The sequence below is a fragment of the Agrobacterium sp. RC10-4-1 genome, from assembly GCF_014138475.1.
GTDB classification, from domain to species: domain Bacteria; phylum Pseudomonadota; class Alphaproteobacteria; order Rhizobiales; family Rhizobiaceae; genus Agrobacterium; species Agrobacterium pusense.
Genome location: NZ_JACJIT010000001.1, coordinates 214,309 through 227,754, shown reverse-complemented (window position 1 = coordinate 227,754; position 13,446 = coordinate 214,309). Strand labels below are relative to the sequence as shown.

11 protein-coding genes are annotated in these 13,446 nt (G+C 60.6%); 1 reads left to right on the top strand and 10 read right to left on the bottom strand.

Annotated features, from left to right (window positions below):
* Positions 1-28: 28 nt before the first annotated feature.
* The 9 genes from FHW77_RS01030 to FHW77_RS00990 form a co-directional block, all read right to left on the bottom strand.
* Entirely contained in the window at positions 29-718 is a 690-nt protein-coding gene (locus FHW77_RS01030) for a response regulator transcription factor (RefSeq protein ID WP_006697199.1), read from the bottom strand.
* A 49-nt stretch (positions 719-767) separates the two neighbouring features.
* Positions 768-3,482: a DUF4118 domain-containing protein gene (locus tag FHW77_RS01025; RefSeq protein ID WP_111814625.1), complete on the bottom strand. Its 2,715-nt coding sequence runs from the start codon at positions 3,480-3,482 to the stop codon at positions 768-770.
* Positions 3,483-3,536: 54 nt separating this feature from the next.
* A complete protein-coding gene (gene kdpC / locus FHW77_RS01020) occupies positions 3,537-4,103 on the bottom strand; it encodes a potassium-transporting ATPase subunit KdpC (RefSeq protein WP_034497332.1) in 567 nt (188 codons plus the stop codon).
* 12 nt (positions 4,104-4,115) lie between these two features.
* Positions 4,116-6,200: a potassium-transporting ATPase subunit KdpB gene (gene kdpB, locus FHW77_RS01015; protein WP_100911233.1), complete on the bottom strand. Its 2,085-nt coding sequence runs from the start codon at positions 6,198-6,200 to the stop codon at positions 4,116-4,118.
* Positions 6,201-6,243: 43 nt separating this feature from the next.
* Positions 6,244-6,408: a hypothetical protein gene (locus FHW77_RS01010; RefSeq protein ID WP_004445852.1), complete on the bottom strand. Its 165-nt coding sequence runs from the start codon at positions 6,406-6,408 to the stop codon at positions 6,244-6,246.
* A gap of 9 nt (positions 6,409-6,417) precedes the next feature.
* Positions 6,418-8,121 (bottom strand): potassium-transporting ATPase subunit KdpA, encoded by a 1,704-nt coding sequence (gene kdpA / locus FHW77_RS01005; protein ID WP_100911234.1) that lies wholly within the window; start codon positions 8,119-8,121, stop codon positions 6,418-6,420.
* Between the two features lie 33 nt (positions 8,122-8,154).
* Entirely contained in the window at positions 8,155-8,244 is a 90-nt protein-coding gene (gene kdpF / locus FHW77_RS01000) for a K(+)-transporting ATPase subunit F (protein ID WP_003506089.1), read from the bottom strand.
* Positions 8,245-8,563: 319 nt separating this feature from the next.
* Positions 8,564-9,511, bottom strand: coding sequence for an asparaginase (locus FHW77_RS00995; RefSeq protein ID WP_035208601.1), 948 nt, complete (start codon positions 9,509-9,511; stop codon positions 8,564-8,566).
* Positions 9,508-10,959: an amino acid permease gene (locus FHW77_RS00990; RefSeq protein WP_004445858.1), complete on the bottom strand. Its 1,452-nt coding sequence runs from the start codon at positions 10,957-10,959 to the stop codon at positions 9,508-9,510. The genes FHW77_RS00995 and FHW77_RS00990 overlap by 4 nt, the downstream gene beginning before the upstream one ends.
* A 270-nt stretch (positions 10,960-11,229) precedes the next feature.
* On the opposite strand from FHW77_RS00990, the gene FHW77_RS00985 reads away from it, so the two are divergent.
* Positions 11,230-12,657 carry an aspartate ammonia-lyase gene (locus FHW77_RS00985; protein WP_245425376.1) on the top strand — a complete coding sequence of 476 codons (1,428 nt, stop codon included), beginning with the start codon at positions 11,230-11,232 and terminating at the stop codon, positions 12,655-12,657.
* Here FHW77_RS00985 and FHW77_RS00980 read toward each other — a convergent pair.
* On the bottom strand, positions 12,626-13,342 hold the full coding sequence (locus FHW77_RS00980; RefSeq protein WP_004445862.1) for a FadR/GntR family transcriptional regulator: 717 nt from the start codon (positions 13,340-13,342) through the stop codon (positions 12,626-12,628). The genes FHW77_RS00985 and FHW77_RS00980 overlap by 32 nt on opposite strands.
* Positions 13,343-13,446 lie beyond the last annotated feature (104 nt).

Sequence of the window (13,446 nt, the reverse complement as noted above, 5' to 3'; positions counted from 1 at the left end):
TATCGGAGGGCGTTGCCTTGCGGCGCCCTCAAACCTCCTGTAACCGGTAACCCACCCCGGTTTCTGTCAGGATGTAACGGGGCTGATCGGGGATTTTTTCGATCTTCTGGCGCAATTGGCGCACATAGACCCGCAAATATTGCACGTCGGTCAGTTCATCCCATACGTGCTCCAGCAGGAAGCGGTGCGTCAGCACCTTGCCTGCGTGCTGAACCAGCACCCGCAGAATATCGTATTCCTTCGGGGAGAGCTTCACCTCCCGGTCCTCCACCCTGACGATACGCCGGACAAGATCGACCGAAAGATCGCCGGTCTGAAAGACAGGCCTTTCACCCTGGCTCTGGAGCCGGTGGCGCAGCGCGACACGGATGCGGGCGACGAGTTCGTTCATGCCGAAGGGCTTTGTAATGTAGTCGTCGGCTCCCAGTTCGAGTGCCTTGACGATACCTGCTTCATCGGTTCGGCTGGACAGGATGATGACCGGCAACGCCACCCCCTCGCTGCGCCATTTCGCCAGAAGATCGTGTCCCGACATATCCGGGAGGCCAAGATCGAGAATGACGAGATCGGGCTTGTCCTGCTCGACCAGCTCCATCGCCACCTTCGCATTCATCGCCTCGCTTACCGTATAATCCTGCGTCGACAACCCCACCCGCAAAAGCTTGCGGATCGGCGGTTCATCGTCTACGATCAGAATGTTAACGGCGGAATTGGTCATTCCAGGCTCTCCTTTGGCGGCGTAGTGGGAGCGGGGTCGCCATTTCGGCTCAGGCGGCGCCCTTTTCATGATTTAGCACAGGCGCGTTGGCGGGAACGGGCAAAGTTACCGTGAATTGCGCACCTCCCCGACCCTGCCTGTTCTCCGCACGAATCGAACCACCCATGGCCTCGATGAAACCCTTGCAGATGGATAGCCCCAGTCCGGTTCCCGCCTGCACCTGATCGGTCTTGCGCACCCGGTAGAAGCTGTCGAACACCCGCTCCGCATCTTCGGGAGGAAAGCCCGGCCCCTCATCGGCCACGGACAGGAAGACGTGCCTTCCCTGCTGCCAGCCACGAAGTTCGATGACCGTGTGTTCGGGAGCATATTTGGCCGCGTTGTCTATGAGGTTGAACAGGACCTGTTCGAATAGCACGGGGTCGACCCTAAGCATCGGCAGATCAGGCGGAATATCCAGGACAACCTCATGCCGCACAATGATTTTCGCGGCACGCGAAAGCGCTGTCCCGACCATGTCGCCAAGGAAATGCAGCCCGTAATTCGGCTCCATTGCACCCGATCCGATTCGCGTCATATCGAGAAGATTGGAGATGAAGCGGTTCAGCCGTTCGGATTCCTCAACGATCGTCGAAAGCAGATCGGCGCGCGCATCGGGCGGAATGTCCTCGGCAAAGTCCTTCAGCGTTCCGGCCGAACCCAGAATAGCCGCGAGCGGGGTTTTGAGGTCGTGGGAAATGGAGGTGAGGAGTGCTGTGCGCAGTCGGTCGGTTTCCGCGGCCAGCCTTGCCTTGTCGACATCCGAGGCAAGCTGGATACGTTCGATCGCGAGTGCAGCCTGGTCGGCCAGCGCATCAAACAGGCGCTGTTGTTCAGGTGTCAAAAGCGGCCCGCTTCGGTCATCATCCAACCCGACGACGCCGACGGCACCGCTGCCGGTGCGGAGCGGCAGATAAAGCCGCCGGGCGCCCGGCAATGTGTCTGCGCCGCGACCAGCCGCCTTGTCGTGTTCCCATGCCCATTGCGCGGCCGCGATATCGGCATCCACCAGCGTGTCATCGGGCGGATAACCGGCCTTGACGGCGATGGCGTTATTCTCAGGCAGAAGCAGCACCACCCTCACCTTCAACATCGAAGCCATCTGGTAAGCGGTAGCCCACAACACATCATCCAGCGTGGCCGTTCCGGCAAGCTTTTTGGAAAACAGGTAGAGATCTTCCGTCGTGCGCGCCCTTACCCGCGCCGAGGCCGCCTGCCGTTGCACCGCAACCGTGAGGTTGGAGGCAACAAGCGCCACTCCGAGATAAAAAAGCAACGCCAGAACGCTGTCCGGCGCGCTGACCGTCAGCGTGTATCGTGGTTCCAGAAAGAAAAAATTGAATGCGACGGCGCCAAGCAGCGAGGCATATAACGCAGGTCCAAGTCCTCCGCGAACAGCGGCCGCCAGCACGGCCATGAGAAAAACGAGCGCCAGATTCTGAACGTCGAGCGTCCGGTCAAGCACGATGCCGACAACGATGGCGAGCGCTACGAACAGCGTGCTGTTGAGATAGGAGCCTATCGACCAACGCGAGCGGGACGGTGCGGCCTTCACGGATTGCGCCGGCTTCTCTTCATTCTTGTCGCCGGAAATGACGTGCACACTGATATCGCCGGCATGGTCGATCAGATCATGCGTCAACGAGCGCTGAAAAATTCGCTGCCACCAGGATTTTCGCGGGCGACCGATGATGATGTGGGTGAAATTGTTTGTATTGGCGTAGGAGATGATCTCCCGCGTCAGGTCAAGCGCCGGCAGGGTTACCGTCTCGCCGCCAAGCTGCTGGGCAAGCCGCATGGTGCCAGCCAGCCGGTCCTTCTCCGCCTCCGACAATTGCTGCGAACGCGGCGTGTCGAGATGCAGTGCGGTCCATGGTGCGCGCAGCCGGTCCGCCTGCCTTCGGGCATAACGCACAAGACCGGGGCCGTTGCCGCCATGATCAAGACAGACCAGAACCCTGTCTCCGGCCGCCCAGGGGCCAGAGATGGCATGGGATTGCATGTGATTGAGCAATTGCTCATCCACCCGCTGCGCGGTGCGCCGGAGCGCCAGCTCGCGCAATGCAGTCAGGTTACCGCGCGAAAAATAATTCTCGATGGCGCGCCGTGCCGTACGGGGCAGGTAAACCTTGCCATCCTGCAGCCGCTTGATGAGGTCGTCAGGCGTAATATCGATGATTTCGACATCATCGGCCCGGTCGATGATGCTGTCGGGCACGGTTTCACGGACACGGATGCGGGTGATCTGCGCCACCACATCATTCAGGCTTTCGACATGCTGGATGTTCAGCGTTGTGTAGACATCAATGCCCTGCGCGAGGATTTCCTGAACATCCATATAACGCTTGGGGTGGCGGCTGCCTGCAGCATTGGTGTGAGCAAGTTCATCGACCAGAACCAGGTCGGGGCGACGCGCGAGGATCGCGTCGATATCCATCTCCTCCAGCATCTGGCCGCGATAATCGATACGTTTGCGAGGGACGACCTCCAGCCCCTCGACCAATGCCTCGGTCTCCCTGCGGCCATGCGTTTCCACGACGCCGATAATGGTGTCGACGCCATCCGCAAGCTTCGCCCGGCCCGACATCAACATTTCATAGGTCTTGCCGACACCGGGTGCGGCGCCCAAAAAAATCTTCAACCGGCCCCGCGCCTCGCGCCTGGCGTTTTCCAGAAGCGCATCGGGCGACGGCCGGCCGGGCATGTTGCTGATATCGTCAGGCATTTAACCACCAGTGGTCGAGGCTATGGCTTGCGAACAAGCCATAGCCATTTCAATTCATGAGCCGGCCGCGTCAAGAGCCATGTTGAGCGCAAGAACGTTTACAACGGGCTCGCCCATGAAGCCGAGTTCCGGAGCTTCGACGTGACGCTCAACGATGGCGCGCAATGCCGCTTCATCCATGCCCCTCGCTTTGGCGACACGCGGAACCTGGAAATAGGCGGCTTCCGGCGAAACATGCGGATCGAGGCCGCTGCCCGAGGCCGTCACCAGATCGGCCGGCACCGACGAGGCCGGATTTTCAGCTCTCGCGGCCTCGTAATCCTGTTTCACCCGGTCGATAAGCTTGGCGCTCGTCGGCCCGAGATTGGAGCCGGAGGACGAAGCCGCATTATAGCCATCGCCGGCGGCGGAAGGACGGCCATGAAAATAAGTCTCGCCAGTGAAGGCCTGCCCGATCAATTGCGATCCGACCACCGTGCCATTTTTTTCGATCAGGCTGCCATTGGCCTGCGCGGGAAAAAGCGCCTGCGCCAGGCCCGTCATGCCGAGCGGATAGGCAAGGCCGGTGATGGCCGTCGTGGCGAGGATCAGCACCAGTGCGGGACGAAGCTGTCTAAACATTGTCTTTACTCCTCAGGCGAGACCGAGCGCCGTGATGGCGACGTCGATGGCCTTGATGCCGATAAATGGAACGATGATGCCGCCGAAGCCATAGATGACCAGATTGCGCGATAGCAGCGCACCTGCACCGATCGGGCGATATTTGACGCCCTTCAGCGAGAGCGGGATCAGCGCGATGATGATAAGCGCGTTGAATATGATGGCCGAGAGGATGGCGCTCTGCGGCGTCGAAAGTCCCATGACATTCAGGACGCCAAGCTGCGGATAGAGCGCCAGGAACATTGCCGGAATGATGGCAAAATATTTGGCGATGTCGTTGGCAATCGAGAAGGTGGTCAGTGCACCGCGCGTCATCAGCAACTGCTTGCCGATTTCGACGATCTCGATGAGCTTGGTCGGATCGCTGTCGAGATCGACCATGTTGCCCGCCTCGCGGGCGGCCACGGTACCGGTGTTCATGGCAACGCCGACATCGGCCTGCGCCAGCGCGGGAGCATCATTGGTGCCGTCACCGCACATGGCGACGAGCTTGCCCTTCGCCTGCTCCTCGCGGATAAGCTCCAGCTTGTTTTCCGGTGTCGCCTGGGCGAGGAAATCATCGACACCCGCTTCCGCAGCAATTGCGGCGGCGGTCATCGGATTGTCGCCGGTGATCATGACAGTGCGGATGCCCATGCGGCGAAGCTCCGCAAAACGCTCGCGAATGCCGCCCTTGACGATATCCTTCAACTGCACGACGCCGAGAAGCTTGCCATCCCGAACAACGGCGAGCGGCGTGCCCCCGGTCTTGGCAATTTCTTCGGCAATTGTCCTTATGCCGCGCATGGCATCCGTTTCGGTTTTGACGGCAAGCGCCACATTGCCCTGTTGCGAAGCGCCGCCGTCAACATAGGAAAGAACGGCGTCGACCGCCCCCTTGCGAATGGAGGAGCCTTCGAAATCGACACCGCTCATGCGGGTCTGGGCGGTGAAGGGGACGAAATTGGCATGCAGCTTCTGCATGTCACGGGCACGGATGCCATATTTCTCCTTCGCCAGAACCACAATGGAGCGACCTTCAGGTGTTTCGTCAGCAAGGGACGCAAGCTGGGCCGCATCGGCCAGTTCCTGCTCGGAAACGCCGGCGACGGGGCGGAACTCGGTCGCCTGCCGGTTCCCGAGCGTGATCGTGCCGGTCTTATCGAGCAACAGCGTGTCCACGTCGCCAGCAGCCTCGACGGCGCGGCCGGACATGGCAAGCACGTTGAAACGCACCAGCCTGTCCATGCCGGCGATGCCGATGGCCGACAGAAGCGCGCCGATGGTGGTGGGGATGAGCGTGACGAACAGCGCCACCAGCACGATGATCGGGATCGAACCGCCGGCATAGGCCGCGAAACTCGGTATGGTCGCGGTGGCCAGAACGAAAATCAGTGTCATGCCTGCGAGCAGAATGTTGAGCGCAATCTCGTTCGGCGTTTTCTGGCGTTCAGCACCTTCGACCAGGGAAATCATCCGGTCGAGGAAGGTGGAGCCGGCAGCAGCGGTGATGCGTACCCTTATCCAGTCCGACAGCACCTGCGTGCCGCCGGTCACGGCAGAGCGGTCGCCACCGGATTCGCGGATGACCGGGGCGGATTCGCCTGTTATCGCCGCCTCGTTTACCGAAGCAACACCTTCGATGACCTCACCATCGGAAGGGATGATATCGCCTGCCTCTACAAGAACGACATCGTTCATCTTCAGGCTGGTGCCCGCCACCATACTGTATTGGCTACGGTCATCGCCGGTGAGCAGTTTCGCCTGGGTTTCTGTGCGGGTCCGGCGCAGCGAATCCGCCTGCGCCTTGCCGCGCCCTTCGGCGACGGCTTCGGCGAAATTGGCAAACAGCACGGTGAACCAAAGCCAGAGATTGATCTGGAAGGAGAAGCCCAGATTGGCACCGCCCGTGATGAGATCGCGGATGAACAGCACCGTGGTCAGCACTGACACCGTCGCAACAACGAACATGACCGGATTGCGCGCAAGCGTGCGCGGGTTGAGCTTTTTGAATGCGGCGGCGATGGCCGGCACGAGAATGCGAGAATCTAGGATGCTCACTTGTTTGGACTGGCTCATGAAGAGGCTCCAGCGTTTGAACAGGGCGACCGATGAGGGTCGATCAGCCCGTGATAACTTCGAGAGCGACAACGGCGGCGAACAGAGCCGCCATCATCGCGAGAATGAGATTGGAGGCGCACCAGCCGCCGGGCGTGGCGCTGCCTCTGACGGGAGCGCCGTTGCGGGCGGGAACGATGCGGCGACGTGCGGATTTGCCTTCGTTCATGACATCACCTCAAAAAAGCTGACCTGCCGCCATGACAAGATGTTCGGCAACCGGGCCGAGCGCCAGCGCAGGCAGGAAGGTAAGGCCGCCGACGATCAGGATCGTGCCGACCAGCAGGCCAACGAAAAGCGGGCCATCCGTCGGGAAGGTGCCTGCAGAGGCCGGAACGGTCTTCTTGGTGACCAGCGAACCCGCAATGGCGAGTGCGGGAATGATGACCAGAAAGCGGCCCATCAACATGCCGAGACCAAGCGTGATGTTGTACCAGGTCGTGTTCCCGGTCAGGCCGCCGAAGGCCGAACCGTTATTGGCGGCCGCCGAGGTGTAGGCATAGAGGATTTCGGAAAAGCCGTGCGGGCCCGCCGTCCCAATCGATGCCACAGCCGAGGGCAGGATGGTGGCAGTGGCGGTGAAGACCAGCATGGCGAGCGGCAGGCAGAGAATGGCCAGAACCGCCATCTTCATTTCCTTCGCCTCGATCTTCTTGCCGAGATATTCCGGCGTGCGCCCGACCATCAGCCCTGCCACGAAGATGGCGATGACGATGAAGAGCAGAATGCCGTAAAAGCCCGCGCCGACCCCGCCGACGATCACCTCGCCCAGCTGCATGTTGATAAGCGGGATGAGACCACCCAAGGCCGTGAAGCTGCCGTGCATGGCATTGACCGCGCCGCAGGACGCAGCCGTGGTGATGACCGCGAAGAGCGACGAGAGCGCCAATCCGAAACGGACTTCCTTGCCTTCCATATTACCGCCTGCAAGACCGAAGCTGTGCATCAGCGGGTTTCCGGCTGCTTCCGCCCAGTAGGTGACGGCAACGCCGGCGATGAACAGCACGCCCATGGCCGCAAGGATAGCCCAGCCTTGGCGCTGGTTGCCGACCATGCGACCGAAGACATTGGTGAAAGCTGCGCCGATGGCGAAGATCGATACCATCTGGATCATGTTGGAAATGGCATCGGGGTTTTCGAAGGGATGCGCCGAATTGGCGTTGAAGAAGCCGCCGCCATTGGTGCCCAGCATCTTGATCGCGAGCTGCGATGCGACGGGGCCGACGGCAATCGTCTGCTGCGCGCCTTCCAGCGTCTGCGCGTTCACATAGGCGCCGAGCGTCTGCGGCACGCCGAGCCAGACGTAGACGAGCGTCAGCACGATGCAGAGGGGTAATAGCACATAGAGCGTGGAGCGGACCATATCCACCCAGAAGTTGCCGATCGCCTTGCCGGAAGCGCGCGAGAATGCGCGGATCACGCCGATGGCGATTGCCATGCCGGTTGCGGCGGAAACGAAGTTCTGCACGGTGAGACCGGCCATCTGGGTCAGATAGGAAAGCGTGCTTTCGCCGCCATAATTCTGCCAGTTGGTGTTGGTGACGAAGCTGACGGCCGTATTGAAGGACAATTCTGGTCCGACGGCCGCCATTCCCTGCGGATTATAGGGTAGCACGGCCTGAAAGCGCATCAGGGCATAGAGCAGGGCGAAACCGAGAAGATTGAAGAGAAGCATGGAGACCGCATAGGTCGTCCAGTGCTGCTCCTCACGCTCACTTGTCCCGGCAAGGGCGTAAAGTCCGCGCTCGACCGGCACAAGAACCGGCGACAGCAGCGTGCGCTCGCCATTGAAGACACGCGCCATATAGGAGCCAAGCGGCTTCACCAGCGCAAAAATGATCCCGCAGAAAAGCAGGACCTGGAACCATCCATTGAGGGTCATGGTATCAAACTTTCAACAGCCGCCGCTTCCCGATCAGAAACGTTCGGGGCGAATGAGAGCATAGGTGAGATAGGCAGCGATAAAGACCGTGACGGCGCCGCTCAGGATATAATCAAACGTCATCGCAGCCTCCGTCTAAAGCCGGTCGCAGGCGCGCGTGTAGGCAAAGCAGAGGGCGAAGAACACCGTGGCTGCGCCGATCAGAACAATATCCATCATTGATGGGACTCCTTTTTAATCGAGGAGCCGGACAGGAAGAAAAGCGCCGTCATGTGGGACGTCGCTTTTCATTCTTTCTGGCTGGGAAGAAACACCATCCCTTCCCGCACAGAAGAATGCACCCGAACCGCATAAAGGTTCGAGACGGCCACAGGGGCAATAAAATAGGAATCCTATAGGAATTTCGATGCCCGCTGACCGGACATCGCTTCCGCCAATCAAGTCAGCTGTTGTCACCGAAAGCGGAAACGATGGTTTCCGCCGGACTTTTGTCCGCCAGCAGCGCGGCCAGCAAAATGCGCGCCTGGCCCGGACGAAGTGTGGCTGAATGCACGGCGCCCGCTGCGACGAGATCATGTCCACCGCCGCCGCCGCCGTAACTCGCCACGAGCCGCCCTTCCGGCACGCGGCTGGAGACGACGACCGGAACGCCACGTTCGGCGCAGCGCTTCACGGCTTCGGCGATACGCGGATTGGCATTCCCGGAACCAAGTCCGGCAAGAACGATGCCTTTCGCGCCCGCCTGAAGACTTGCATCGATATGGGTGGCATCACAGCCAGGATGAATGGCAACGATATCGACGCGCTGATCGGCCACCGGGGCGGCAAGCAACAGTGTTCGGGCGGCAGCCAGTGGCCGGGTCGAGCGGAATGCGTCTGCCTCGTCCGCACTCAGCTTGTAGAGCCCCCAGGCCGAGAGACAGCGACCGCCGAAGGAGAGAAGCACACCCTTCGCAGCATTCGCCTGATCGAGCGCTGTTTCTATGGCTCGAGCCAGATTTGCCGGTCCGTCTGCGTCCTTATGGTCTGCCGTAAACTGTGCGCCGGTGAAGACCACCGGCTTCGTGATGGCGTGCTGCAAATGGACGAGTAGCGAGGATTCCTCCATTGCATCGGTTCCGTGCAGAACCACGATACCCGCCACTTCGGGATCGTCGAGTTCGATACGAACGGCATCGCTGATGGTCTGCATGTCGGCAAGCGTCAGGCTGGACGAATCCTTCGCCATGAGGTCCACCGGCTTCAGCCGGGCGCCGATTTCCGGTACCAGCGCAAGCAGATCTTCACCGGAAAGGCTGGGCGTGCTGGCACCATCGGCACCGCGCCGACTGGCGATGGTGCCGCCGGTGGCGATGACCGCCACCAGAGGTATCGCGCCCTGCCCGCTCAATGCGATGCTCCCGCGCGTTCAGCCGCAAGGCGATAGATGCGGTCACGCAGCAGATACCAGCCGATGACGAGCGCCGGGATGATAATCAGCAGCGAAGCGATGGTCCAGGAGCCGACGGGATAGTCGAAGGCCATCAGCACCAGCACGCCGAACAGAAAAACGAGCGTGAGGATGCCGGTATAGGGCGCGCCGAACATGCGGAAATCCGGACGCACCAGTTCACCGCGCTGCGAAAGCTGCCAGAGTTTGAGCTGGCAGAGCACGATGACGGCCCAGGCGCAGATGATGCCGAGCGCTGACAGGTTGAGCGCGATTTCGAACGCGGCGGCGGGGACGACGGCGTTGAGTGCGACGCCGAACACTGTAACGACGGCAGTAACCGCGATGCCACCATAAGGCACGCCATTCTTGTTCATCTTCGCCAGCGCTGCCGGGGCAGAGCCGGAGACAGCCATGGAGTGAAGGATGCGGCCGGTGGAATAGAGCCCGGCATTGAGCGAGGACAGGACGGCGGTCAGAACAACAAGGTTCATAATGACATCGGCACCCTGCACGCCGATCGAGCCGAAGAAGGTAACGAAAGGGCTCTCGCCGGCCTTGTAGGCCGTGTAGGGCAGGAGCAGCGTGAACAACAGCACCGAGCCGACGTAAAACACGACGAGACGCAGGACGACGGCGCGGATGGCGCGCGGCATGACTTTGCGCGGGTCCTCGGTTTCGCCTGCCGCCGTACCGATCAACTCGATCGAGGCATAGGCGAATACCACGCCCTGGATGATGACGAAGGCTGGAAGAATGCCATTCGGGAAGAAGCCGCCATTGTCAGTAATGAGGCTGAAGCCGGTAACGTGGCCTTCGATGGGCGTACCGAAAATGACGAAATAAACGCCGACGACGAGGAAGATCGCGAGCGCCAGCACCTTGATCAGGCTGAACCAGAACTCCAGTTCGCCGAACACCTTCACCGACAGCATGTTCATCGCCAGCACGACCACCAGCGCCGTCATCGCGAATACCCACTGATCGATGCCCGCAAGCCACGGTACGTATTGCTTGAAAAAATTCATATAAAGCGCAACGGCGGTGACATCGGCCACCGAGGTCATGGCCCAGTTGAGCCAATACATCCAGCCGGCCGCAAAGGCCATCTTCTCACCGTAGAACTCACGGGCATAGGACACGAAGGAACCGGAGCTGGGGCGATGCATGATCAACTCGCCGAGCGCACGCAGCACGAGAAACGCGAAGAAGCCGCAGAGTGCATAAACGAAAACCAGAGCCGGACCGGCCTGTGCGAGACGCCCGCCGGCACCCAGAAAGAGACCCGTGCCGATGGCGCCGCCGATGGCAATCATCTGAATCTGGCGCGGCTTCAGGGCTTTATGGTAACCGAGATCCTCTTCGGCGAAGACCTCACGTTCGGCGGGTGCCGTTTTTCCAGAATGCATGGATTTATCCTCCCGATAAAACGCTTGTAGTCGGCAATTAGCCGGAAATCAAAGTGGAACTGGCGTCGTCCCCAAGGCTGGAAATATGGCCAGCGAATGCGCTCATGCTGTAAAGCTGCATGACAGATTTTTGCCGTCATAAGTCCAGACAATGGCATTCGTCAAGAGCTGTTTGCCAATATTGACCTTCCCCCTCCGTAGGAATATGGTCATTAAATCTGTAAGACAGCTTTACAGATTTTGCAACGCTTGAAGCCAGTGGAGGAAGAAGTGAGCGTGACGCGCAGTGAGCATGATTTGCTCGGGTCGAAGGAAATTCCGGCGAATGTTTATTGGGGCGTGCACACCGCGCGCGCGGTGGAAAACTTCAAGATCACCGGGGTGACTATTGGCCATAATCCCTACCTGTTAAGGGGTTTGGCCTATGTGAAAGAGGCGGCCGCACGTGCAAATCACGAACTTGGCCTGCTCGACAGGGATCGGATGGAGGCGATTGCGGAAGCCTGCCGCGAAATCCGCGCCGGCGCTCTTCATGAGCAATTCGTTGTGGATGAAATCCAGGGCGGAGCCGGCACATCCACCAACATGAACGCCAATGAGGTCATCGCCAACCGCGCGCTGGAACTGCTTGGGCACGAAAAGGGCGAGTATGCCCGGCTTCACCCGAACGATCACGTCAATCTCAGCCAGTCGACCAACGATGCTTATCCGACCGCGGTGAACGTTGGCCTGATCGAGGCGATTGACGACCTGGCCGCCTCGATGGGCGTTCTGAAGGACGCCTTCGACCGCAAGTCGCAGGAATTTGCCGGCTTCATCAAGATCGGGCGCACGCAATTGCAGGATGCGGTACCGATGACGCTCGGCCAGGAGTTCCGCACGTTCGTGGTGATGCTGGGCGAAGATCAGGCGCGTCTGATCGAATCCGCCGCTCTGCTGCATGAGATCAATCTGGGCGCCACCGCCATTGGCACCGGGCTCAACGCACCGCGCGGTTATGCCGAGCTTGCCTGCCGGCATCTGGCGGAACTGACCGGCCGGCCGCTGGTGACGGCCGCAGACCTTATCGAAGCCACACAGGACCCCGGCGCCTTCGTGCACCTCTCCGGCGTGCTGAAACGCGTCGCCGTAAAGCTGTCGAAGACTTGCAACGACCTTCGCCTGCTGTCGTCAGGCCCGCGCGCCGGGATTGGCGAAATCACCCTTCCCTCCGTTCAGGCGGGCTCCAGCATCATGCCGGGCAAGATCAATCCGGTCATTCCCGAAGTGGTCAACCAGGTGGCCTATGCGGTGATCGGCAACGACATCACCATCACCATGGCCGCCGAAGCAGGGCAGCTGCAGTTGAACGCCTTCGAGCCGATCATCGTGCGTGCGCTCTCCCAGAGCATCAGCCAGCTAAGCGCCGCCTGCCGCACATTGGCAGAGCGATGCGTGGACGGCATCGTCGCCAATCCGGCCATCATGGCGCAGCGTGTGGAAGAATCGATCGGTCTCGCCACGGCGCTTAACCCGCTGATCGGTTATTATGCGGCGACGGAAGTCGCCAAGGAAGCGCTTGCCAGCGGGCGTACCGTGCCGCAGGTGGTTCTTGAACGTGGTTACATGACAGAGGCCGAACTGCAGCAAGCGCTTAGTCCACGGCACCTTGCCAATCTGCCAGCGGTCACGGCTGGCGAAGCCGATCTTCGCCAATGATCGTCGTCACTACCTGCTTCACCTGCCCGAGGTGAAGCTCCATCGCCTCACGCGCCTCAGGCGCTGAACCGCGCCGGATCGCCTCGACGATCCGGCGATGCTCGAAATTGGAAGCGACGCGGCGACCGGCCATAAGGTTAACCATCTCTGATTGCTGGGCGACGGCCTCGCGGGCGTCCGCCACCACCTTGGCAAAGAGGCGGTTGGCGGAGGCCTCCGCGATGGCGCAATGAAACTGGCCGTCCAGCAATACCCAGGGATGCGGCCTTTCCTCGGTTTCCATGCGGCTACAGAGATCGAGCAAAACCTGCAGTTGGGCGTCCGTGCGACGCAAGGCGGCCCACCCTGCAGCCGGCACTTCGATGAAGGGGCGGGCCTCGATCAGGTCGCGTGCGGAATAGGCACCGTAATTCAGTTCCGATGGCGGCGTCGGGGTCATCACATACGTGCCGCTGCCTGTGCGCGTCTGTGTCAGGCCGAGCGTCTGGAGAGACCGCAGGGCCTCGCGAATAATCGGCCGGCTGACGCCGTAACGCGTTGCGAGATGTGCTTCCGAAGGGAGCCGGGTACCGACCGCAAGCTGGCCTGTCGTGATGGCGGAACGGATATCATCGAACACCGCTTCCGCGGCATTCTTGCGATTGATCGGCTGTCCATCCGCAAGCCAATCCGACAAACCGCCCATCTTTAAATCCTCCGCACTCTCAATATGTCCGCGATATCGACGCAACCGCCCAAATACAAAAGGACGGCTGCCGCTCTCGCGGCTAAGCCGACCTTCCTAACATC